Origin of the sequence: Conexibacter woesei DSM 14684 (assembly GCF_000025265.1) — a bacterium.
GTDB lineage: Bacteria > Actinomycetota > Thermoleophilia > Solirubrobacterales > Solirubrobacteraceae > Conexibacter > Conexibacter woesei.
Genome location: NC_013739.1, coordinates 1,128,761 through 1,151,193 on the forward strand (window position 1 = coordinate 1,128,761; position 22,433 = coordinate 1,151,193).

General features: G+C 72.0%; 25 protein-coding genes. 6 read left to right on the top strand and 19 right to left on the bottom strand.

The annotated features are described in order from the left end of the window. From CWOE_RS05345 to CWOE_RS30255, 11 genes are all read right to left on the bottom strand, one after another. Positions 1-789 carry an exodeoxyribonuclease III gene (locus CWOE_RS05345; RefSeq protein ID WP_012932552.1) on the bottom strand — a complete coding sequence of 263 codons (789 nt, stop codon included), beginning with the start codon at positions 787-789 and terminating at the stop codon, positions 1-3. Positions 790-886: 97 nt separating this feature from the next. Continuing rightward, positions 887-1,435 (bottom strand): GNAT family N-acetyltransferase, encoded by a 549-nt coding sequence (locus CWOE_RS05350; RefSeq protein ID WP_012932553.1) that lies wholly within the window; start codon positions 1,433-1,435, stop codon positions 887-889. Continuing rightward, the gene (locus CWOE_RS05355) at positions 1,435-2,358 is read right to left on the bottom strand and encodes a queuosine salvage family protein (protein ID WP_012932554.1); all 924 of its coding nucleotides are present in this window, start codon (positions 2,356-2,358) and stop codon (positions 1,435-1,437) included. Before CWOE_RS05355 ends, CWOE_RS05350 begins: the two co-directional genes overlap by 1 nt. 59 nt (positions 2,359-2,417) lie before the next feature. After that, the gene (locus tag CWOE_RS05360; RefSeq protein WP_012932555.1) at positions 2,418-2,957 is read right to left on the bottom strand and encodes a methylated-DNA--[protein]-cysteine S-methyltransferase; all 540 of its coding nucleotides are present in this window, start codon (positions 2,955-2,957) and stop codon (positions 2,418-2,420) included. Continuing rightward, a complete protein-coding gene (locus tag CWOE_RS05365) occupies positions 2,954-4,537 on the bottom strand; it encodes a DNA-3-methyladenine glycosylase 2 family protein (RefSeq protein WP_012932556.1) in 1,584 nt (527 codons plus the stop codon). Before CWOE_RS05365 ends, CWOE_RS05360 begins: the two co-directional genes overlap by 4 nt. A gap of 33 nt (positions 4,538-4,570) precedes the next feature. Beyond that, complete coding sequence (locus CWOE_RS05370) at positions 4,571-5,242, bottom strand: Dph6-related ATP pyrophosphatase (RefSeq protein ID WP_012932557.1); 672 nt, start codon at positions 5,240-5,242, stop codon at positions 4,571-4,573. Positions 5,243-5,311: 69 nt separating this feature from the next. Then, positions 5,312-5,875, bottom strand: coding sequence for a hypothetical protein (locus tag CWOE_RS32495; protein ID WP_012932558.1), 564 nt, complete (start codon positions 5,873-5,875; stop codon positions 5,312-5,314). Between the two features lie 202 nt (positions 5,876-6,077). Next, a complete protein-coding gene (locus CWOE_RS05380) occupies positions 6,078-7,985 on the bottom strand; it encodes an alkaline phosphatase (protein ID WP_012932559.1) in 1,908 nt (635 codons plus the stop codon). A gap of 106 nt (positions 7,986-8,091) precedes the next feature. Continuing rightward, positions 8,092-9,150 (bottom strand): aminopeptidase, encoded by a 1,059-nt coding sequence (locus CWOE_RS05385; protein WP_012932560.1) that lies wholly within the window; start codon positions 9,148-9,150, stop codon positions 8,092-8,094. Positions 9,151-9,182: 32 nt separating this feature from the next. Continuing rightward, positions 9,183-9,533 carry a hypothetical protein gene (locus CWOE_RS05390; RefSeq protein ID WP_012932561.1) on the bottom strand — a complete coding sequence of 117 codons (351 nt, stop codon included), beginning with the start codon at positions 9,531-9,533 and terminating at the stop codon, positions 9,183-9,185. Between the two features lie 11 nt (positions 9,534-9,544). Next, complete coding sequence (locus CWOE_RS30255) at positions 9,545-10,753, bottom strand: MBL fold metallo-hydrolase (RefSeq protein ID WP_012932562.1); 1,209 nt, start codon at positions 10,751-10,753, stop codon at positions 9,545-9,547. A 115-nt stretch (positions 10,754-10,868) separates the two neighbouring features. Between CWOE_RS30255 and CWOE_RS05400 the strand changes: the two genes are divergently transcribed. From CWOE_RS05400 to metF, 3 genes are all read left to right on the top strand, one after another. Further along, a complete protein-coding gene (locus CWOE_RS05400; protein WP_012932563.1) occupies positions 10,869-11,867 on the top strand; it encodes an MBL fold metallo-hydrolase in 999 nt (332 codons plus the stop codon). Between the two features lie 82 nt (positions 11,868-11,949). Continuing rightward, a complete protein-coding gene (locus CWOE_RS05405; RefSeq protein ID WP_012932564.1) occupies positions 11,950-12,714 on the top strand; it encodes a GNAT family N-acetyltransferase in 765 nt (254 codons plus the stop codon). 13 nt (positions 12,715-12,727) lie between these two features. Next, on the top strand, positions 12,728-13,654 hold the full coding sequence (metF, locus tag CWOE_RS05410; RefSeq protein WP_012932565.1) for a methylenetetrahydrofolate reductase [NAD(P)H]: 927 nt from the start codon (positions 12,728-12,730) through the stop codon (positions 13,652-13,654). A gap of 2 nt (positions 13,655-13,656) precedes the next feature. On the opposite strand, the gene CWOE_RS05415 is transcribed toward metF, so the two are convergent. After that, a complete protein-coding gene (locus CWOE_RS05415) occupies positions 13,657-14,592 on the bottom strand; it encodes an esterase/lipase family protein (RefSeq protein ID WP_012932566.1) in 936 nt (311 codons plus the stop codon). A 146-nt stretch (positions 14,593-14,738) separates the two neighbouring features. Further along, positions 14,739-15,050, bottom strand: a complete 312-nt coding sequence (locus tag CWOE_RS05420; protein WP_012932567.1) for a hypothetical protein — start codon at positions 15,048-15,050, stop codon at positions 14,739-14,741. A 26-nt stretch (positions 15,051-15,076) separates the two neighbouring features. Here CWOE_RS05420 and CWOE_RS05425 point away from each other — a divergent pair, with 26 nt between their 5' ends. Then, positions 15,077-15,742: a M48 family metallopeptidase gene (locus CWOE_RS05425; protein WP_012932568.1), complete on the top strand. Its 666-nt coding sequence runs from the start codon at positions 15,077-15,079 to the stop codon at positions 15,740-15,742. Continuing rightward, positions 15,739-16,626, top strand: coding sequence for a PfkB family carbohydrate kinase (locus CWOE_RS05430; RefSeq protein ID WP_012932569.1), 888 nt, complete (start codon positions 15,739-15,741; stop codon positions 16,624-16,626). Before CWOE_RS05425 ends, CWOE_RS05430 begins: the two co-directional genes overlap by 4 nt. 89 nt (positions 16,627-16,715) lie before the next feature. Here the strand turns inward: CWOE_RS05430 and CWOE_RS05435 are convergent, their stop codons facing one another. The 5 genes from CWOE_RS05435 to dcd form a co-directional block, all read right to left on the bottom strand. Continuing rightward, the gene (locus CWOE_RS05435; protein WP_012932570.1) at positions 16,716-17,081 is read right to left on the bottom strand and encodes a hypothetical protein; all 366 of its coding nucleotides are present in this window, start codon (positions 17,079-17,081) and stop codon (positions 16,716-16,718) included. Between the two features lie 48 nt (positions 17,082-17,129). Continuing rightward, a complete protein-coding gene (locus CWOE_RS05440) occupies positions 17,130-17,639 on the bottom strand; it encodes a GNAT family N-acetyltransferase (RefSeq protein ID WP_012932571.1) in 510 nt (169 codons plus the stop codon). A 109-nt stretch (positions 17,640-17,748) separates the two neighbouring features. Next, positions 17,749-19,080 carry a citrate synthase gene (locus CWOE_RS05445; protein ID WP_012932572.1) on the bottom strand — a complete coding sequence of 444 codons (1,332 nt, stop codon included), beginning with the start codon at positions 19,078-19,080 and terminating at the stop codon, positions 17,749-17,751. Positions 19,081-19,199: 119 nt separating this feature from the next. Beyond that, entirely contained in the window at positions 19,200-19,427 is a 228-nt protein-coding gene (locus CWOE_RS05450; RefSeq protein ID WP_012932573.1) for a hypothetical protein, read from the bottom strand. A gap of 44 nt (positions 19,428-19,471) precedes the next feature. Beyond that, positions 19,472-20,050, bottom strand: coding sequence for a dCTP deaminase (dcd, locus tag CWOE_RS05455; RefSeq protein WP_012932574.1), 579 nt, complete (start codon positions 20,048-20,050; stop codon positions 19,472-19,474). A gap of 200 nt (positions 20,051-20,250) precedes the next feature. Here dcd and CWOE_RS05460 point away from each other — a divergent pair, with 200 nt between their 5' ends. After that, positions 20,251-22,128: a hypothetical protein gene (locus tag CWOE_RS05460; protein ID WP_012932575.1), complete on the top strand. Its 1,878-nt coding sequence runs from the start codon at positions 20,251-20,253 to the stop codon at positions 22,126-22,128. A 6-nt stretch (positions 22,129-22,134) separates the two neighbouring features. Here the strand turns inward: CWOE_RS05460 and CWOE_RS05465 are convergent, their stop codons facing one another. Further along, positions 22,135-22,413, bottom strand: coding sequence for a hypothetical protein (locus tag CWOE_RS05465; RefSeq protein ID WP_012932576.1), 279 nt, complete (start codon positions 22,411-22,413; stop codon positions 22,135-22,137). Between the last annotated feature and the right edge of the window lie 20 nt (positions 22,414-22,433).

Below are 22,433 nucleotides of genomic sequence, written 5' to 3' on the forward strand. Positions count from 1 at the left end.
TCAGGTCCAGTCGGCGACGAGCGGGACGTGGTCGGAGGGTCTGGAGCCCTTCCGGTAGTCGCGCTCGATCCCGACCCGCGTCAGCCGCTCAGCGAGGTCAGGGCTCGCGAGGATCAGGTCGATCCGCAGGCCGAGGCCGCGATGGAAATGGCCCTGGCGGTAGTCCCACCAGGTGTAGCCGACGTCGTCGGGGTGCAGCTGCCGGTAGGCGTCGAGCAGGCCGGCCTGCTCGACCGCTCTCAGCGCGGTGCGCTCGGCGGCGCTCGTGTGGGTCGAGGTCGCGAAGACGGCCGGGTCGTAGACGTCGAGGTCGCTCGGCGCGACGTTCATGTCGCCGGCGACGACGAGCGGCAGCGGCGCGCCGGCGTCGTCGCCGCGCAGCTCCCCGACGCGGCGCGCCATCGCGTCGAGGAACTCCAGCTTCGCCGCGTACCACTCGCTCTCCAGCTCGCGGCCGTTGGGGACGTAGACGCTCGCGACCCGCAGCTCGCCGCCGACGGTCGCCTCGATCCAGCGCGACTCGTCCTGCGCCGGCTCGCCGGGCAGGCCGACCGCGGGGTCGGCCACGCCCAGCTCCGTGCGCGCGACGATCGCGACACCCGCCCAGCGTCCGCCGCTGTGGTCGGCCGCGACGTAGCCGGCCGCCGCCAGCTCGGCGTGCGGGAAGGCGGCCGCGTCGGTCTTCGTCTCCTGCAGGCAGAGCACGTCGGGTCTGTGCTCGGCGAGGAACTCGAGCACGCGCGGGAGGCGCACTCTCAGCGAGTTGACGTTCCAGGTGACGAGGCGCACGGTCCGGGAGGCTAGCGTGCGCGGCTCATCTGCACGGCGTCCACGGCAGGTCGAGCAGGTCGTACGACTGCTTGATCACGTTGAACCCGGGCCGGCGTCAAGCCAGCGGGTTGTCCGCCGCGAAGATCCGCATCGGAAGACCGTGGCTGCAGGTCGCGTCCTTCAGGTGCTCCATGCCGAGCTTGCGCATCACGCCGATCGACGCCGTGTTCGCCGGCCGCACGAACGCGACCAGCCGCGCCAGCCGCAGCTCGCCGAAGGCGTGGTCGCGCACGGCGAGCGCGGCCTCCGTCGCGTAGCCGCTGCCCCAGTGGCGGCGCGCCAGCCGCCAGCCGATCTCCACGTCCCCCGGCCGCACCCCCGGCTGGCCGGCTCGCATGACGCCCGCGAAGCCGGCGACCTCGCCGCTGTCGCGCAGCACCGCTGCGCGCAGGCCGTAGCCGTGGTCCTCCCAGTGGGCGGCGAAGCGCGCGAGCTGTGTCGCGGCCTGCTCGCGCGTGAGCGCGGCACCGTCGCCGATGTGGCGCATCACCTCTGGATCGGAGGAGATCGCCGCATATGCGTCGAGGTCGTGCGCGTCGTCGCGCCACGGGCGCAGCTCCAGCCGCTCGGTCAGGAGCGGGGCGGTGAGGTCGGGCGGCGTCATCAGTACGCGGTCGAGCGGGCTCGCGGGCGCGGGACGGCCTTGTAGCGCGCGCCGCCGCCTCTCGTCCACAGCGTCTGGTCGACGAGCTGCGGCGTGAGGTCGGGGCGGGCGGCGGCGATCAGCTCGGCGACCTGGATCGCGCCGGCGCGCATCTCGACCTCCTCCGGGCTGTCGTGCGCGATCAGCTCGCCGCGCTCGATCCGAGCGACGAGCGCCGGCTCGAAGCGCAGCACGCCGTCGAGCCGCAGCACGTGCGGGATCAGGTTGTCGGCGAACAGCGTCAGCCGGCCGGCGTCGCCGAACGTCGCGGCGCCGGCCAGCGCGAGGTCGGAGGCGGCGACCTGGGCGCGCTTGAACAGCGGGATCTCGCGGCCGTCGTAGCGCGAGACGTCCGCGAAGCAGTCCCAGCGAGCCAGCTCCTCGACCAGTGCGACGGCCGAGCCGCCGGCCGCCTGCACCGGCCCGAGGAAGCGGCCGCCGTGGTCGTCGGCGACGTGCGCGCCGAGGTCGTTCAGCGAGCGTGCGAACAGCGCCATCAGCTCGTGCGCGGGATCCTGGCCGAGCACCGCGGCGACGGTCGCGGCGTCGATCGTGCGCAGCTCCCGCGCGCTCCACGCGCCGTGCGCGCGGAAGCGGTCGCGCACGCCGAGCGCGACGGTGAAGTAGCCCGAGCGCCCGTCGCGCTTGCGGATCGTCGGGAACCAGCCGGAGCCGAAGTTGATCGCGTCGAGCGTCAGGAAGAACGCGGCGCGCGTCTCCGCCGGACCGTCGACGACGTGCGCCTCGGCGTCGAGGCCGGGCAGCTCCGCGCGCGGCGGCAGTGCCGCAGCGTACGCCGCGATCGCGTCCTCCTCGACGACGACGTGGCGGGCGCGGCCCGCGACCCAGGCGGCGGCGGAGCGGATGTCGTCGACGATCGCCACGGCGGCCGATCGTAGTGAACGGGCATCCGGAACCTCCGCCCACCGGGGCTGAGCGAGCGTCAGGCGGCTCGCGCCGCGCTGGCCGCCTGCGCCTCGTGCGCGAGCAGCCAGCGCTTCACGTCGAGGCCGTAGGCGAAGCCGCCGAGCGTCCCGTCGCTGCGCAGCGCACGGTGACAGGGGACGAACAGCGCGGCGCGGTTCGTCGCGCAGGCGGTGCCGGCGGCGCGGATCGCGGCCGGCCGGCCGCTGCTCGCCGCGAGCTGCGAGTAGGTGCGCGACTCGCCGGCCGGGATCGCGCGCAGCTCGTCCCACGCGCGGTTCGTGAACGGACCGCTCGACTGCGCGACGGGCACGGCGTCGATCGCCGCGAGGTCGCCGTCGTGGTAGTCGCGCACGGCGCGCGTGAACGGTCCGAGGTCGCGGCGGCGGGCGAGCGTGCCCGCGTCGAGTTCGGCGGCGACGGAGGGCAGCCGGGCCGCGCCGATCACGGCGAGCAGCGCGTCGGCGTCGGCGCTCCAGCCGCTCGCGACGACGGCGTCGTCGCTCACGACGACGGTGAAGGGGCCGGCCGGAGTCGGGATGGTGGCGGTGGAAGTCATCTGCTTTCGTCTCCTTCTGAGAGGGTCGCCCACAGGTGCAGTGCGGCATACGCGCGCCACGGCCGCCAGCGCTCCGCGATCGCCGCGACGGCGCGTGCGTCGTGCGGCTGGTCGAGGCGGGCGAAGGCGTGGCGGATGCCGAGGTCGGTGGCGGGGAAGGCGTCGGGGTCGCCGAGCGCGCGCATCGCGACGTACTCGGCCGTCCACGGTCCGATGCCGGGCAGCGCGAGCAGCCGCGCGCGCGTCTCGTCGCGGTCGGCGCCGGGGTCGAGCCGGATCTCGCCGCCGGCGAGCGCGGCGCAGAGGCCGACGAGCGCGCGCCCACGCGCTCGCGGCATCGGCAGCCGCTCGGGGTCGACGGCCGCGAGCGCGGCCGCGGTCGGGAAGGCGTGGGTGAGCGGAGCGGCGGGCGGCGCGGCGCCGTCCCCCTGCGCGGCTTCGGTCGGGGCGCAGCTCGGGAGCGCGTCGGCGAGCGGGGCGCCGTGCGCGAGCGCGAGCCGGCCGGCGAGCGTGCGGGCGCCGCCGACGGAGACCTGCTGCCCGAGCACGGCGCGGACGGCCAGCTCGGCGCCGTCGACCGCGCCGGGGACGCGCAGCCCCGGCGTGCGGCGCACGAGCGGGCCGAGCAGCTGGTCCCCACCGAGCGCCTCGGCGACCGCGTGCGGGTCGGCGTCGAGGTCGAGCAGGCGGCGGCAGCGCTGCACGGCGGCGGCGAGATCGCGCATGTCGGCGAGCCGCAGCGTGCAGTCGACGTGCTCGGCCTGCGGCGTGAGCGCCACGACGCCGGCGCCGTGCGGGAGCGCGAGGACGCGGCGGTAGGTCGTGCCGTCGGCGTCGACCCACTCGACCCCCGGCACCGCCCTCATCGCGAGGAAGGCGAGCAGTCCGGCGCCGTCGAGCGGCGGCCGGTGGCGCAGCCGCAGCGTGATCGCGCCGCCGGCGGGCGCGCCGCCCGCGCCGCGCGCGCCCGCTGCCCCGGTCGCGCCGGCCCCACCCGCGCCGCTCGCCTCCGCTCCGAACGCGCTCTTGCGGCGCAGCTCGGTCGGCGTCGTCGCGAACACCTCGCGGACGGTGTCGTTGAACTGGCGGATCGACGGGAAGCCGGCCGCGAACGCGACCTCGGTGAAGGGGAGCGCGGAGGTCTCGATCAGCAGCCGCGCGGTGTGCGCGCGCTGGGCGCGGGCGAGTGCGAGCGGCCCTGCGCCGAGCTCGGCGACGAGCTGGCGATGCAGGTGGCGCTCGCTGAAGCCGAGCTGGTGCGCGAGCCCCGCGACGCCGTCGCGGTCGACGCTGCCGTCCGCGATCAGCCGCATCGCGCGGCCGACGACGTCGGCGCGCACGTTCCACTCCGGCGAGCCCGGAGAGGCGTCGGGCCGGCAGCGCTTGCAGGCGCGGAAGCCGGCGCGCTGCGCGGCCGCAGCGCTCGGGAGGAAGCGGACGTTCGCCCGCTTCGGGGTCACGGCCGGACAGCTCGGCCGGCAGTAGATGCCCGTCGTCTTGACGGCGGTGACGAAGCGGCCGTCGAAGCGGCCGTCCTTCGACGAGACGGCGCGATAGCAATGTTCGAAGTCCTCGATCACGCCACTGATGATGGCGCGGTCGGCGGGCAGCGACTAGAGGATTTCGGACATCGACGTCCGGGCGCTGCGATCGAGCGACCAGACGCCGTCGCGCTCGACGTGCGGGAGCGCATCGAGGTCCGCGTCGACCAGTCTCAGATCACCGTAGCGCGTGACGACCGTGTGGTACTCGCCCAGCTCGCCGGCTGGGTGGAACAGCGCCGGGTCGGTCAGCCCGTGCTCGACCAGCAGCTCCCGCCCGGCCTGCCGGCCGAGGAACCCCGGGCGGTAGTGGTCGGCGCGCATGCCGGTGACGTTCGCGACGACGTCGTGCTCGGCGATGAAGTCGAGCACCGCCCCCGGGTCGGGGTCGCCGGCGAACGGCGTCACCAGCTCGACCCCTGCCGCCTCCGTCGCGCTACGCAGCCACGGCTCGATCACGAGGTCGCCCGTCACGATCCGCGTCACCCCGTCGCGCGCGAGCGCGGTGAGCGCCGCGCGGTACGCCGCCTCCCAGCCCTCGCGCGGGATCTCGACCAGCTCGTGCGACAACTGGAGCGCGGCGGCCTGCTGGGTCATCCACTCCAAGGGATGACAGCGGAACGCCGCCGGCTCGCCGGCCGGGACCGCCGTCACCAGCCGCGTCGCCGGATCGGCGAGCGCACCGCTGCGCAGCGCCGCGGCGAAGCAGTCCTTCCCGCCGCTCCAGAGGACCACGTCGCTCATCCGTGGCATGCTCCCACGTCTGCGGAGAGCGGGCCGCACCGCCCTCCGCACGACGTTCCGTCGCTCACGTCACGGTAGCGTGACCGTGATGGCTGGCGATAGCGTCATTGTGCCGTTGACTGCGACGGCTCCGGCCATCGGACAGACTATGGGGTTCGTTAGTCTCTGTGTGAGGTCGGCGTTGAACAATAGTATGCTGTCAATTCTTAGTGTTCTTCCGTCTGAGTCGGCCCCGAAGCGTCCGATCCATAGGCACGTTATTCCGCCGGGGAGGACAGCTAGTATCGGAATCACGACTAGCTTGTGCATGAGCGCGCCGGATAGGTTGGCGATGAACAGCTGAGACGGAAGACCACCTATCGTCACCGTGGCGCCTACCGTGCAGCCGGTTGCAGTGGCTCTGGTGAGGGACCCGAACACTTGTCCGGCCGAGTACGTCCCGGCAGTTATCGATTCGACCATGGTGACGTTGCAGGTGACCGTCGCCAGGCTCGATCTGAACGTGAGGCTTCCCGTCGCAGTGACCGTCCCGCTGGGTCTCACCGTTATGGCGGAAGCGGCCGTGACGCTGCTGAGCGTCGCGAAGACCGCTACGGCGGCGGCGAGCACAAGGCGATGCTTCGACTTCGACATCGTCGATTCTCCTCGTTGACAAGACCCGCTGCGCTCACGCGCACGGATCGCAGTTTCCGGGCAGCATTTCGCCGGCATCCCCCTTCCCCCGAAAGACGTAAAGTAAGTGTAATGACTGAGGCGTGCGCGGGCAAGGGTCCGGAACGCACCGGTGGGCGGCCATGCGGCCGCCCACCGGTAGGCGCTGCGATGCGGTACGGGCTCAGCGCAGCGAGAGCTTCGCGCTGCGCCCGCCCGCGATGAGCGTGTAGGAGCCCTTCGTCAGGCGCATGCGCGCTCTCAGCGTCACGCGGCCCTTGGAGGAGACCGTGCCGCGCGCGATCGTTCTGCCGCCGTGCCGGAGCTGCGCGCTCTTGGAGCGGGCGCTGGCGTACGCGACCGAGCAGCGGACCGTCTTGCTGCCGGCCAGTCTGCACGTCACCTTCGCGTCGCGGCCGGCCGGTCCCTGCGGTCCGGCCGCGCCGTCCTTGCCGTTGGCGCCCGGAGCGCCGCTGACGCCTGGCGCGCCGTTGGCGCCGTTGGAACCCGGAGCGCCGTTGGAGCCCGCAGCGCCGGTCGCGCCCACACCGCCGTCGCGACCGTCACGGCCGTCGGTCCCGTTCGACCCGTTCGTTCCCGCGACGCCGGGCGCGCCCGGCGCGCCGGCCGGACCGGCGACGCCCGGACCCGCGACTCTGCTCGGCGTCATGCCGTTGAGGACGTGGAAGATGTCCGTCTGGTCGATCGTGCCCTGGATGTTCGCCGCCTGCGGGCCGGACGCCCACACCGGCACCTGCGCGCCCGTGTGCGCCTGCGAGCCGCCTGCGGCCGGGCCGTCGCCGGTGTCGGCGGTGCCGTACGCGACGCGCATCGGCGCACCGTCGACCGTCTGGACGGTCGCGTAGGCGGCGCTCGTCGCCGGTCTCGACGAGGCGCTGATGATCTGCGACGTGTGCGAGTGGTCGGCCGTCACGACGATCAGCGTGTCGGGGTTGTTGCGCTGGAACTCCTGCGCGACGCCGACCGCCTCGTCGAGCGCGAGCAGCTCGCCGATCTGCCCGCAGAGGTCCGCGGCGTGATCGCGCTTGTCGATCGATGCGCCCTCGACCTGCAGCACGAAGCCTCTGTCGTCGTCCTTCAGCAGGTCGATCGCCTTCTGCGTCATCGCGGCGAGCGACGGCTCGCCCGCCGGGCGGTTCGTCTCCTGACAGCGAGTCGCGTCGCTGCCGCCGTTGACGTTCGGGTCGACGCCGCCTCTGGCGTAGAAGGCGTCGGTGCGGGCGTAGAGCGGTCTGAACTCGGTCGTCATGTTGCTGCCGGTGAAGAGGCCGAGCAGCTTCTCGCCCGGTGCGAGCGATCTGACGCCGGCGAGCCCGGCCGCGTCGGTGACGTATCTGTAGCCTCTCGCCGCCGCGTAGTCGACGACGGTCGGGTTGCTCGCCTCGTCGACTCTCTGCAGGTAGCGGTTGCGACCGCCGCCGAGGTAGAGGTCGAAGCCCTCGTCGACCTGCTGCTCGGCGATCGAGCCGAGGCCGTTCGGCTTCGCCTCCGCCGGGCAGATGCTGCGCGCGTCTCTCGGGCCCTGGCAGGCGCGCTGCGAGATGTGCGAGCTGGGACCGGCCGGCGTCGCGTCGGTGATCTCGGCCGTCGAGACATTGCCCGTCGCCTTGCCGAGGTCACGCGCGATCTCCATGAACGTGCGGTAGCCGGCATTGGAGCCGGGGACGTTGTCGGCGGTCGAGGGACCCTGCGAGAGGCGGCCGTCCTGAGTGCGCTTGCCGGTCGACCACGCGGTCGCGGTCGGCGCCGAGTCGCCGGCGTAGTTCGGCTGGTAGCTGGGGCCGGGGCCGGGGCGCAGCACGTAGTGCAGCGAGCTGCCGCGGAACGGCAGCGCGTCCATGTTGAGGCGGCCGGCGGCGCCCTTGCCGTAGTAGCGGCCGATCGTGACCTCCGAGTCGCCCATGCCGTCGCCGATCAGCAGGATCACGTTTCTCGGCTTCGACGGGTCGATCTTCGCGGCCAGCGACGCCGAGCGGTCGTCGTCGCCGCCGGCGCCGATCGCGACACCGCCGGCGACCATCGCTCCGGTCACGCCCATCAGGGCGATCGCGGAGAGGGCACGTCTGTTCATGCGAGGGCCTCTCGTGAGGATGGGGACGTTCGCGGGCAGCGTGTCCGCGTCGGCCCTCGATCTCGTGAAGCGGCGGTGTACGAGACGTGAACGTCTCGTCAACGGCTCAGCTGAAGCGGCCGTTCTCCTGGATCACGACGCCGTCGGCGGTCAGACGACCGCCGCGGCGCAGGTCGCAGATCAGGTCCCAGTGGACCGCGCTCTCGTTGACGCCGCCGGTCTCGGGATAGCTGCGGCCGAGCGCCAGGTGGACGGTGCCGCCGATCTTCTCGTCGAACAGGATCGCGCCGATCGGGCGCGTGATGCCGAAGTTCGTGCCGATCCCGATCTCGCCGAGGCGGCGGGCGCCGGGGTCGGTCGCGAGCGTGCGGTCGAGATACGCCTGGCCGCGGCCGGCGCGGGCCGACGCGACCTCGCCGTCGCGGAACGTCAGCTCCACGTCCTCGACGTCGACGCCGCCGGGGCTCGACGGCACCGTGAAGCGGATCGTGCCGTTGGCGCTCGTCTCGTGCGGCCCGGTGAAGACCTCGCCGCTGGGCATGTTGCGCTTGCCGTCGGAGTTGACCCACGTGCGGCCGCCGACGTCGAGCACGAGGTCGGTCCCGTCCGCCTCGATCCGCAGCTGCCGCGCGCCGCGCAGGCGCTCGATCAGCTCCGCCTGGAACGTGCCCAGCTCACGCCACGCTGCGGCGGGATCGTCGCGGTCGAGGAACAGCGCCCCGCGCACGAACGCGGCGAAGCCGTCGAAGCCCATCCCGGCTTGCTGCGCGCCGGCCGGCGTCGGCCACAGCGTGCCGCACCAGCGCTTCTGCATCCGCAGCTCGGTCAGCGGCGCGCGGGCGCGGGTGGCACGCGAGAGCCGCGCGGGGTCGACGTCGGCGAGCGCGCGCGTGTTCTCCGGCGCCTGGATCGTCAGGAACGCGTCCGCCTGCGCCGCCTCGGCGTGCGCGAGCGAGCCGAAGCCGTCGAGCTGCGCGTCGCGGGCGTGGGCGTAGAAGTCCTCGTCGATCCCGGGCAGCGTCGCGCGCAGCAGCGGCCACGCCTCGCGCGCCAGGATCGCCCGCTGGAGCGCGCGCAGCAGCGGCGCCGCAAGCGTCGTCGAGCGCACGAGCACCTGCTGGCCCGGCTGCACGTCGAGGCAGTAGCCGGCGAGCAGCTCCGCCATCGCGTCGGGATCCGGTCCCGTCCCCCCGACCGTCACGGCGCGCTCATGTCCGGGAACCACTCCGCCAGGTGCTCGCGCAGCACGTCGCGGATCCAGCGGCGCTCGTCCTGGGAGGCGAAGCGGTAGCGCTGCAGCAGCTCCTTCTGCTTCGCGATCGGCACGCCGGCGATCGTCCAGCTGACCGCGAGCCGCTCGAACAGGAACTCGACGGCGCGCTGCCAGGCGTCCTCCTGCGACAGCGGTGACCCGCTGACCACCGCGGCGTACTGCTGCCGCGTCGCGGGCGTCAGCGCGCCGCGCAGGGTCAGGACGTTGCCGTCCGCGTCGGTGTAGTCCGACGTCGGCGCGGCGAGCTTGTCGCGCTGGCGGCTGCGGCGGCCCATCGCCGCACAGGCTACTGCGCGGCGGCTCGCTCCAACTGCGCCGCGACGTCGCCGGTCAGCGGCTTGGCGTGGCCCGACCACGCCGTCGCGGGCTTGAGCGCGGCGAGCTTGCGCATCGACTCGCGCGCCTGCGCGGTGTCGTGGTTGAACGCCTCGTGCGGGACGCGCAGCGCGCCGGCGATCCCGGTCTGCGGGTCGAGCGTGTAGAAGCAGTCGCTCACGAGCGCGAGCCGGTCGGATTCGCGCCAGAGGCCGATCAGGCCGGGCGCGTGACCGGGCAGGTGGACGACGCGGAAGCCGGCGACCTCGTCGCCCTCCTCGACGGTGCCGGCGATCTCGACCGGGCCGCCGTCCCACTGCGGCAGCAGCCGGCCGAGCAGGACGCGCCCGTGCAGGTCGAGCTTGGAGAAGTCGAAGTAGTGGGAGCCGCCGTCGCCCTCCGCGTCGGGCCGCTCGGCCGGGTGGCACCAGACCTCGGCGTCGATGCCGGCGGCGGCGCCGCGGTGGTCGGGGTGGCCGTGGCCGAGCACGATTCTCCGGATCCCGCCCATCTGCGCGCCGATCGCCGCGAGCGCGCTCGTCATCGAGCGGACGCCCGCGTCGAACATCACGACGCCGTCGCCGTCCTCGATCAGGTAGACGTTCATCTCCTTGCGCGGCAGGCCGCCTCTGACGACCCAGACGCCGTCGGCGATCCGCTCGGGGTCGCTGGCGGCGAGCTTGAGGGCGAGCTTCGTGCGGACGTTGACGAGCTTCGCCATCGACCGCTCCTGGCCGGACCCTCTCGGCGGCAGCACGCCGATCTGCCGCGCGACGTCGGCGCCGTCGAGGTACGCGTCGTTGCCGACGACGAGCCCGTCGGCGACGCGCACCACGTCGACGCCCTCGATCGCGATCCGCGCGCCGTTCGGCTCGAACTCCTGAAAGCGGCCGGGGCCGGCGAACGTGCCCCGCGCGCGCCAGCGGACCGCGCAGCGATCGTCCTCGGAGGTCGTCGAGACGACCTCGAACGTGAAGTCGGGAAAGGCGCCGAACAGCTCGGCGAAGTAGACGCGGATGCCGTCCGGGGCGATCAGCTCGGCCTGGCCGTGGAGGACGTCGAGCGCGCCCGGCTTCCAGCAGGCGACCATCGCGTCGAGGTCGCGCGCGGTGACGGCGGCGAAGTATCTGCGTGCGACCTGCTCGGTCGTCTCGGCTGTGGCTCTCGCGGCTGACCCCATCGCTCACTCTCCTCGCTCTGCGACTGGCTGGACGGCCAGCCTACCTTCTGCCGCGATCTGGAGCATCGCAATCGCGCCACGCGTGTCCGCCGCTCGCCTATATGGTGGGCCGTGCATGTCCGAACCGGTGCGCAAGCGGGAGCTGGGTCGCGGGGAGCGCGTGCTGTCGGGGCTGTGGCGCCTGCGCCTGCCGCTTCCATGGCCGGGCGTCCCGCACTGCAACGCATGGGCGATCAGAGCCGGCGACGGGATCGTCCTGGTCGACTGCGGCATGCACGAAGAGGGCTCGATGGAGCAGCTCGAACGGGCGATGGCGATGGTCAACCTGTCGGTCGACGACGTCAGACTGCTCGTCTGCACGCACGCCCACACCGACCACTACGGCCAGGCCGCGACGATCGTCGAGCGGACCGGCTGCGAGCTGTGGATGCACCCGAACTACGAGCATGCGACGCGCTCGATCGAGGATCCCGCCCAAGCGCTCCAGCGGCGGCTGGAGATCGGCCGCACGAGCGGCGTGCCCGAGCTGGTGCTGCGCCGCTACGCGGAGATCGCGAAGGAGCAGGAGCCGGGCATCGCGAGCGTGATCGCGCCCGACCTCGCGCTGCTGCCGGGGATCGAGGTCGAGACCGACCTCGGCTTCTGGAGCGTCGTCGAGACGCCCGGCCATGCGCCGTCGCACGTCTGCCTCTACCAGCCCGAGCGCCGCATCCTGATCTCGGGCGACCACCTGCTCGGCCGCATCTCGCTCTACTTCGACTACGGCTGGACGCCCGACCCGGTCGGCGAGTTCCTGCGCTCGCTCGACGCGATCGAGGCGCTCGACCCGCTGCCGCGCCTCTGCATCGCCGGTCACGCGCGGCCGTTCACCGACGTGCAGGCGCACGTCGAGGCCAACCGCGAGCTGGTCGCGCAGCGGGTCGCGGCGGCGGCCGTCGCGATCGAAGGGGCGCCGCTGACGGCGTACGAGGTCGTCCCCTACGTGCACGGGAGAGACGCGATCCACGCGGCCGCCTGGCTGCTCGCCGAGACGCTCTGCTACCTGCGTCACCTCGAGGCGATCGGCGCCGCGCGCCGCGAGCCCGGCGATCCGGAGCGCTGGGTCGCGGTGTGAACGCCGAGCGCTGCGGCCTGCGGCCTTGCGGTCGGCTGGAACACCTCGCCAGAGGCTCGGTCTTCCGGGCCGGAGGGCTTCCGTGATCGACACGCTCACTTCTACGCTGCGCGAGTTCTACCGCGCGGAGGCGCCCGCCTCGCCCGGCGGGCGCGTGCTGGAGCTGGACGGGGTGACCGCGTTCGTGACGCCGACGGCGCCGACGCAGTCGATCCTCAACTGCGTCGTCTTCGACGACCATGCCGCGCTCGCCGACGGGCTCGAACCGCTCGCGAGCGCCTACCGCGACGCCGCGGTCACGCACTGGATGGTCTGGACGCTTCCGGACGACGCGGTCGGCACGGCGCTGATGCGCGACGCCGGCCACATCCTGGAGTACGAGCCGATGGGGATGGCGCTCGCGCTCGACGAGCTGCGCGAGCCGGGGGAGGGGCCGCCGTTCGCGCTCGACCGCGCACCCCACCCGGTCGAGATCACGATTCTCAACGAGCGTGCCAACGGCGAGCCGCCCGGCTCCTTCGGGACGGCCTTCGCCGGGCTCCGCGAACCGTGCTTCCACCGCTACCTGGCGCGCGTCGAGGACCACCCGGCGGCATGCCTGGTGACATTCGACCACGGCGACAACTGCATGATCCAGTGGGTCGCGACGGATCCGCGCTACCAGCGCCGCCGGCTCGCTGGCCGGCTGCTGCACGCGGCGCTCTTGGACGCCCGCGGGCGTGGGATGCGGACCTCGACGTTGGAGTCGAGCTATGAGGGGCAGCGGCTCTACGAGGGACTCGGCTATCGGCCGCTCGGCCGCCTCGGGATGTGGCTGACGGGCGATTCGCCGCCCGAGCTGCCCTAGAATCCTCCGTCACATGCGCATCGACGAGATCATCGCGGCCGGCGGAGACCCGGTCTTCTCCTTTGAGTTCTTCCCGCCCAAGACCGAGGAAGGCGAGGCGAGACTGTTCGCCGCGCTGGAGGCGCTGCGGCCGTTGGAGCCGGCGTTCGTCTCGGTCACCTGGGGAGCGGGCGGCTCGACCCGCGCGAAGACGATCGACATCGTCTCCAGAATCCGCGCGAACCACGACCTCGAGGCGATGGCGCACTTCACGTGCGTCGGCGCGACGACCGACGATCTGCGCGGCGACGTCGCGCGGATGCGCGACGCCGGGATCGAGAACGTGCTGGCCCTGCGCGGCGACCCGCCGCAGGGCGAGACGACGTTCGTCGCGACCGAGGGCGGGCTCTCGTATTCGAGCGAGCTGACCGCGCTCGTCGGCGAGACGTATCCCGAGGCATGCCTCGTCGGCGCCTGCTATCCGGAGGTGCACTCCGAGGCGGCCGACCGCGAGTCCGACCTCGCGCACCTGAAGGCGAAGGTCGACGCCGGCGTGCGCGTGCTGATCACGCAGCTGTTCTTCGACAACGCCGCCTACTACCGCTTCGTCGCGGACGCGCGCGCGGCCGGGATCGACGTCCCGATCGTGCCGGGGATCATGCCGATCATCTCGACGGCGGGCATCAAGCGGATGACCTCGCTGTGCGGCGCGAAGATCCCGCCGGCGCTGCTCGCGGCGCTGGAGCAGCGCGGCGACGACGCCGAGGCGGTCGCCGAGCTGGGCGTCGCCTACGCGACGCTCCAGTGCGCCGAGCTGCTCGCCAACGGCGCGCCCGGCATCCACTTCTACACGATCAACCGCTCGCCGGCGACGCGCGCGATCCTCTCGGCGCTGCGGCTGCAGCGGCCGTGGGACGCGAGCGCGGGCACCGAGCCCGCGCTGCGCGTCCTCGCCGGCTGACGTCAGCCGCCGACTCCCGGGATCGTCGGAACGCACGGCGGCGTTCTCGCGGTCGCGGGGTCGAGCGCGTTGAGCGTCAGGCGCAGCGCGCGGCGGTCGTAGGCGACGCCGAGGTGCTCGGTGAAGTTGATGATGCAGCCGCTCTGCAGCGTGATGTTCGTCGCGCCGCTGAGGAAGCCGTTCGTGTACGGGGTGACGACCTCGTCGTAGATCGAGGCGATCACCGTGTAGTTGACGCCGGCTATCGTGTCGCCGCCCGCGTCGAGCGTTCTGTTGAACGTCGAGCCCTGGCGCTGGTCCTCGAGCGCCGGACCGCCCGCTCTCAGCACCGCGGAGGCGCCGGGGATGAATCTCGCGAGCGTCGAGAGGCCGAGCAGCGTCGTGCCGTGGTTTGACGGCGTCAGGCCGACGAGCGTGTGGACCTTCGCGGCGCCGCCGAGGAACTTGATGTACCAGCGCGGCATCATCCCGCCTTGGGAGTGGCCGACGACGTCGACCTCTCTCGCGCCGGTCGCGGCGAGCACGCCGTCGACGAACGTCGACAGCTGTCTGGCGGAGTCCGGGATCGGCCCGAGCCCGAGGTAGGGGCCGGGCAGCCAGGCGCCGTAGTTGAGCGCGAAGACGCAGTAGCCGTTGTTCTTCAGCAGCGGCGAGAGTGCGCGCCAGTTGACGTTCTTGTTCTCGACCGTGCCGTGGACGAGCACGACGGGCCGCGGATGCGCGGCGCTCGGTCTGCAGCCGTAGTCGTTCGCGCCCGGCGGGTCGTCGTTCGGCGCGAACGTCCCGATCGCGAGCGCGGTCGGGAAGTTGTAGACGACGGGCAGATCGGCCCGAGCGGCCGGCGCGACGAGCGCGGCGAACAGCAGCACGACCACGGCGGCGCACACAGCGCCGATGCTGCCGCGGCGCAGGCGCGCGGCAGGCGACGAGATCCCCATCTCGTTCCTTTCGTTTGTTGACGGTCTCCCCCGACGTCGCGCAGCAGATCCGATTGATCAGCAGAAATCAAGTACAATCGAGCCGTGTCTGTAACACGGTTGCGTTCATCTGTGGCGAATGTCAGAGAACAGACCGGCTGCGGGCGCTATTCCGGATCCGCCGCGGCGGCCTTCGCACCCGGCGGAGGCTCGGGTCTGAGCGCGTGCGCGACGAGCGTTCTGCCGTCACGGACGTAGCGCACGTCGACGTTGTCGTGCTTGCGATACGTGCCTATGCCCCACGCGCCCCAGAACCAGCGCCAGAAGCCGAGCCTGCCCTCCTGCGCCAGCGCGCGCTTGAACAGCAGCACGTCGTCGACGACCTCGTAGTCGACGCCCTGCTGCTGCACGACGCCGTTGACGAAGACCTCGATCGGCGGCCTGACGCCGGCCGGAAGCTGTACGCGCCATCGCTCCATCCCGCCGCCAGCGTACCCTCCTCGCCGTGACCCATGTCGACGGCGACATCTCCTATCGCGTCCGGCGCTCCGATCGCGCGCGCCGGGTGCGGGTGCGGGTGGACGGCACGACCGGCATCGAAGTCGTGCTCCCGCGGCGCGCTCCCGAGCGCGAGGCGGCGGCCGCGGTGCGGCAGCTGCGGCCGTGGATCGAGCGGCGCGTCGCGGAGCTGGAGCGCACGCGCGCGCTCGTCGCGGCGCGCGGCGCGAGCGTGCCGTACCTCGGCGAGACGCTGCGGCTCGTCCCCGAGCGGGAGCGGACGCGCGTCCACCGCCGCGACGACCTGCTGCTCGTCCCCGCCGGCGACCACCGCGAGGCGGTCGAGCGCTGGTTCCGGCGCCGCGCGCAGGAGGAGATCGCGCCGCGGCTGGACCACGCGACCGCGGTCGCCGGGACCGAGTACTCGAAGCTGACGATCCGCGGCCAGAGAACCCGCTGGGCGAGCTGCTCCACCAACGGCGGGATGAGCTTCAACTGGCGCCTGCTGATGGCGCCCGCGCCGGTGCTCGACTACGTCGTCTGGCACGAGGTCTGCCACCTCGAGGTGATGGACCACTCGCCGCGCTTCTGGGCGCTCCTCGCCAGCCGCTGGCCCGACTACCGCGCCCACTCGGCGTGGCTGCGTCGTCACGGGGCGACGCTCGTGCTGTGAGCGCGGCCGTCGCGGCCGCTCCCCGCGTCGCGGTGGTCGGTCACGTCGAGTGGCTCGACATGGCGATCGTCGAGCGGCTCCCGCGCGCCGGCGAGATCGTGACGGCGTCCGAGCACCTCTCCGTCGCGGCCGGCGGCGGGGCCGTCGCCGCCGTCCAGATGCGCAAGCTCGCCGGTGGCGCGGACTTCTTCACCGCGCTCGGCGAGGACCGGCTCGGCGCGCGCAGCCTCGCGGAGCTGCGCGACGAGCAGGGGCTCGCCGTCCACACGACGGTCCACCCGCGCGCCCAGCGCCGCGCCTTCACGCACCTCGACGCGAGCGCCGAGCGGACGATCACGGTGCTCGGCGAGCGGCTGGTGCCGCACGGCGCCGATCCGCTGCCGTGGGAGCTGCTCGACGGCGCCGACGGCGTCTACTTCACCGGCGGCGACGCGGGTGCGGCCCGCGCCGCCCGGCGCGCCCGCGTCCTCGTCGCGACGGCGCGGGCGCCCGAGGGCCTGCTGGCGGCCGGCGTCGTGCCCGACGTGCTGATCGCGAGCGAAAGGGACGAGAAGGAGAGCGCCGGCGTGGCGGCGTTCGGCCCCGGTCCGCGCTGGACGGTCCTCACGCGCGGCGCCGACGGCGGCCGCTGGATCGGCGCGGACGGCAGCAGCGGGACGTGGGCGGCCGCGACGCCGCCCGCGCCGGCGGTCGACGCGTACGGCTGCGGCGACTCCTTCGCCGGGGCGCTCGCGTACGGCCTCGGCGCCGGCCTCACGCTCGCGGAGGCGCTCGCGCTCGCGGCCCGCTGCGGCGCCTGGTGCCTCACCGGCCGCGGCCCGTACGCCGCGCAGCTGACGCGCGAGCGGCTCGACGTGCGCGAGCGCGGCGGCGCCCCGCTCTAGCTGCTGGCTGGCGGTCAGCGCGCCGAGCGGTGCGGCGTACGGCCGCCGTGCCTACCCCGCGCCGGCCGCTCTACCCCGAGGTGGCCGCTCTACCCCGAGGTGGCCGCTTCGAGCACGCGGCGCAGCGCGGCGAGCGCCGACTCGCCGTCCTCGCGCGCGACGACGCTGCGGCGCAGTCGCCCGGTCCACGCCTCGGCGGAGCCGTCGCCGCGCACGTCGACGCCGGCGCGGACGCTCGGCATGAAGCGCTCGGGACCGCTCAGCTCGGCGCGCGCCGCGACCTGCGCGACCGGTTCGAACTGGCGCGAGCGGACGTCGATCGTCTGGCGCTCCGGGCGCGTGGAGAGCGCCAGCACGCTCGCCTGCAGCGCGTCGAGCGCCTCCTCCAGCGAGGCGAAGCTGTCGCGCTGGACGCGCGGTCCGTCGCGTACGACGAGGCGGTAGCGGTCGCCCATGCGGGCGAGCCTATCCGCCCGCGCCACGCTCGCGCCGCTGCGCCTGCCCTACGCCGCCTTCAGCTCGTACAGCAGCTCGCCCGAGCCGTCGCTCCACCGCGCGTACTCGAGCCTGCGGGAGATGCGGGCGAGGACGGCGCGCACGGCGGTGTTCTCGTGCAGGACGGTCGCGGAGAAGTGGCGGATGCCGCGTTCGACGGCCGCGTCGGCCAGCTGCTCGGCGATCTCGCTGCCGAGCCCGAGCCCCTGGAACTCGTCGGCGATCACGATCGCGAATTCGGCGGTGTCGGGGCGATCCCTGCGGCGTATGAAGCGGCCGACGCCGAGCGTCGCGTCGGGGAGCTCGTCGGCGACGGCGACGAGCGCGACGTGATCGCGGTCGTCGACCTCGGTCAGGTAGCGCAGCTCGGCCGCGGTCAGGCGCGGCTTCGGCATCAGGTAGCGCAGCCGCTGCGTCTCGGGCGACATCAGCTCGTGGCCTCTGGCCAGCCGCTGCTTGTCGTCGGGACGGATCGGCCGGACGGTTATCGCGAGTCCGTTGTGAAGCGTGGGGGACATCGTTCGTCAGCATACGAACTGATGTTCCCGTCGACTGTGCCGGCGATCACACCGCCAGCGGACGCCGGCCCCGGGTGGGCCGGCGTGGTGGAACTGCGACTAGCTGCGCCTAGCGCTGGCTCATCGGGACGTAGTCGCGCTCGCGACCGCCCGTGTAGATCTGGCGCGGACGCGCGATCTTCTGCTCTCTGTCGTCGATCATCTCCAGCCACTGGGCGATCCATCCGCTCGTGCGGCCGATCGCGAACAGGACCGGGAACATCTCGACTGGCATGCCGAGCGCCTCGTAGATCAGGCCCGAGTAGAAGTCGACGTTCGGGTACAGCTTGCGCGAGACGAAGTACTCGTCCTCCAGCGCGATCTTCTCCAGCTCCAGCGCGACGTCGAGGTACGGGTTGGTGCCCGTCACCTCGAACACGTCCTGCGCCGCTCTCTTGATGATCTTCGCGCGCGGGTCGTAGTTCTTGTAGACGCGGTGGCCGAAGCCCATCAGGCGCTCGTTGCCCGCCTTCACGCCCTCGACGAACTCGGGGATTCTGTCGACCGTCTGGATCCGCCGCAGCATCCGCAGGACGGCCTCGTTGGCGCCGCCGTGAAGCGGGCCGTAGAGCGCGCCGACGCCGGCCGCGACCGACGAGTACGGGTCGACCTGGGAGGAGCCGACCGAGCGGACCGCGCTCGTCGAGCAGTTCTGCTCGTGGTCGGCGTGCAGGATGAAGAGGACGTCGAGCGCTCTCTCGATCCGCGGGTCCGGCTGGTACTTCAGCTCGGCGATCTTGTAGACCATCGAGAGGAAGTTGCCGGCGTAGCTGAGGTCGTTGTCGGGATAGACGTACGGCATCCCGCGGTTGTGGCGGTAGGCGAACGCGGCCAGCGTCGGCATCTTCGCGATCAGGCGCACGATCTGCGCATAGCGCAGGTCGACGTCCTTGATCTGCGTCGCCTCGGGATAGAAGGTCGAGAGCGCTCCCACCGACGCGAGCAGCATCCCCATCGGATGCGCGTCGTAGCGGAAGCCCTGCATGAACTCCTTCACGTTCTCGTGCACGAACGTGTGGGTGGTGATCTCGTGCGTCCAGACGTCCAGCTGCGGCTGCGTCGGCAGCTCGCCGTGGACGAGCAGGTAGGCGACCTCGAGGTAGGTCGATCTCTCGGCCAGCTGCTCGATCGGGTAGCCGCGGTACTCGAGGATGCCTCTGTCGCCGTCGATGTACGTGATCGACGATCGACACGACGCGGTGTTCATGAACGCCGGGTCGTAGGTCATGAGCCCGAAGTCGTCGTCGTTGACCTTGATTCTGCGAAGGTCGATGCTGCGGATCGTCTCGTCCTCGATCGGAACCTCGTACTGACGACCCGTACGGTTGTCCGTGATCGAGAGCGTGTTGCTCGCCTGGGCTACGCCTCCAGCGGCGCCCTGCCCTGTCGTGTCCGTGCTCATGGCTCTCCCTTGGCGCATTCTTTCTTTTCGCACTCGTTTTACCGGATCGGACCGTCCGGCCTCTTGCCGAGGCGTGAAGCGAGCAGGGAAAACTGTGCCCGGAGCGGGCGGCAGCCGCGTCAGGAGGCGGTCGTGATCGCCGTCGCCATCGTGGCTGCGGCGAGCACGAGGGTGCCGCCGATCACCACGCGGCCGACGCCTTCGCCCTCGGCGAAGGCGGGGCGGACGACGCCGATCGCGCCGACCAGGACGGCCCACCCGGCGAGCACGGCACCGGTGACGTAGAACGCCGTCTTGTTGCCGTGCTCGGTCGAATGCTCGATCGCGAAAACCAGGAAAGCAAGCATTGCGGCGAGCCTAACCGATTCGACAGCGGCGGGGGGAGAGTTCCCTACGCGCGAGCGCCGTAGCGGCTCTCGGTCGCCTCGCGCTGGCCCTGGTAGTGGCTGCCGAGCTCCTCGCTGCCGTACGGCCGCAGGGCGGGCGCGTCGAGCGTCATGAACGACAGCTGCGCGATCAGCAGGCCGGGGTAGAGCTTGATCGGAACGCGTGTGAGGTTGTTCAGCTCGAGCGTCAGCGTGCCCTTCCAGCCCGGGTCGCAGAAGCCGGCGGTCGCGTGGACGATCAGGCCGAGGCGGCCGAGCGACGACTTACCCTCGATGCGGGCGACGATGTCGTCGGGCAGCTCGACCCATTCGAGCGTCCGGCCGAGGCAGAACTCGCCGGGGTGGATCACGAACGATTCGTCCTCCTCGACCTTCACCTCCTCGGTCAGGTTCGCCGGCATCTCACGCAGGTCGATCGACGTCACGCGGTGGTTGTTGAACACGCGGAAGGTGTCCCCGAGGCGCAGGTCGACGCTCGCCGGCTGCACGAGCGCGGGGTCCCACGGGTCGATTCTGATGCGGCCCTCCTCGACGAGACGCGTGATCGTCCCGTCGGAGAGCACCGAGGTCGCGGTCGGCGTCATGCGGCCGAAGTGTGCCACTCCGCGCGGCGAAGCGGCGTTGTCGGCGCATGCCGGTCGTGCTTCCGTTGCGTTCTACCTAGACGGCCAACAAGCGCTGAGCGCCTGCGTGCCGGAAACCGGTACGTGCTGTACGAGGACGGCTGGGCTTGGCAGTCTCCGCTTTTTGGTGTGCTTGATTTCGTTCGCTGGGAGGCGCCGAAATGGCAACGACGACGGTGGCTGTGCGCCGGTCGATGACCGCGCGGGAGTTCTTGACGACCTCGGAGGGGCAGGCGCTGCTGGCTCAGCCGGGCACGCAGTTCTTCGGCAGCATCGGCTCGATCCTCGACATGATCGACATGATCGAGAAGCTGATCGGCAGCGGCGGGTCGATGCCGGGCATCGACCTGGAGGAGCTGCTGGCCGACTACGAGCGGATGCTCAGAGAGCTGCTCGACGGCCAGAGAGGCATAAGAGACGGGATCGACAGAATAGGCAGAGACATCGGCGGGATCGACACCGATCTCGACGAGCTCAAGGATCTGATCGAGAGAGCCAACGCGGGGGACGAGGCAGCCATGCAGCTGCTGCGGCAGATCCTCTACGAGCAGCGCAAGTACGCCGAGGAGCTGAAGAGACAGCTGGCGGGGATCGGCAACCAGCTCGATCACATGTGGGCGGACATGGGCGCCTGGTTCGGGCAGACCCTCCATGGGCTCGACGGGCTGAGCAGAGCGATGGCGCTGGTCCTGCACAGACTGGCGGCGATCGAGGCGATGCTGAGAGCCGTGCTGGCCGAGCTTGCCGAGTTGCACGACCGTGTCGACTGGATCGCGGTCGTGGGGATGACGTCCGAGGCGGAGATGCGGATCGGCCACCACAGCGTCGCGATGCTCGAGGTCCACGTGACGCCCGAGGAACCCGCGACGGACTCCGCCAACGGGGACGAGCCCGAGCCCCCACGGCTGGCGGTCGACAGCGACGAGCTGCGGCGGTGGGCACAGTCAGCCGCCGACGAGAACGACGGCCTGCCGTTCGCGCTCTATGCACTGCACCGCGCCCTGGTCGGCGACACCGTCCTCGGCAAGCCGATGATGGACGTCTTCTGCCGCCTGCTGGCCCACGACAGAAGAGCGACCTACCTCGACGCCGGCAGCTACTACACGAAGCTGGCAGCCACCCAGGCGCAGGGCGTCGCGATGCTCGGCAAAGCCCGCCAGGTGCTCAGCCTGCCGAGCGCCGACCTCGCGTCCCTGCTGCAGGAGCGCTTCGTCGCGCAGACGGCCGCGGTCAAGGCGTCCTTGGAGGAGGTGTACGGAACGTCGGAGTGGAACAACTTCAACCCGCTCGACCCGATGGCCGGAACCGCCCTCAGATACGCGGACATCACCACGGAGGAGAAGCCGACCCGCTACTTCGTCGTGAGAGACAACCGCGAGGTCCTCTCCTCGATGTCGCTGGAGCCCGTCGGCGGCGCCGGCGGCTTCTACGTCGGCACGCCCGTGCCCGGAACGTGGTCCGTCGACCCGGACAGCGTCGAGAAGCGGACCGCCTTCGCCGACGGCAGAGCGTACGCCAGCAACGCCGAGTTCTTCATGCGGACGGGCGGACTGGTCGGCAGAGCCTATTCCCACCACATGCGCTGCTACTCGCACCCGTACATCTTCGAACCCGAGTACGCGCTCGTCGGACTCAAGTTCTCCACCGTCGAGAAGGCGCTCCTGTGCGAACCGCTCGTCGCCCGCTACGACCCCGAGACCGGCACCACCTCCTTCGACGGCAGAAGCGGCGGCATCTGGAAAGCGACCAGCGACGCCGAGCTCAGACCAGTCGAGCTGTGGTTCGGCGAAACCACCACCGAGCCGGTGCCGACCACCGCCCTGAAGACCCGTCGGTATGCCAGAAGCCCCTCCGAGATCTCACCGAAGATCATCCGCGGATTCAGGTTCTTCTTCGAGCAACGCGCGCTCGGGCCCCACAGAGCCCACGAGACGTGGGCCGCGTTCGGCTACCTCGACGGCAACTTCGAGGAGCAGACGATGATCCCCAACGACCCGCCCTCAACCGACCTCACGTACGAGCCGGTCAGACTGCCCTGACCCCAGCTAGTGCTCGCGCGAGCGGAAGCGCGTCACCTGCGTGCGCGTGCGCGCCGGCGGGGCGGGCATCGCGTCGCCGTGCGGGCCGCGGTTGCGCGGGTGGGGCGAGAACGGCGGGCGCGGATGGCGCGGATCGCGCTGCGCGACGACCTTCGAGCCGCCGTCGCCGCCCTGGGATTCGCCCGCGTCGTCGGGCGTCTGGCGGATCGCCCACCAGACGAGCCAGAGCAAGAGCCCGATCGGGATCTTGAGCACCAGCATCAACCACACGAATCCCCATCCCATGGAGCCTCCGATGCTACCTC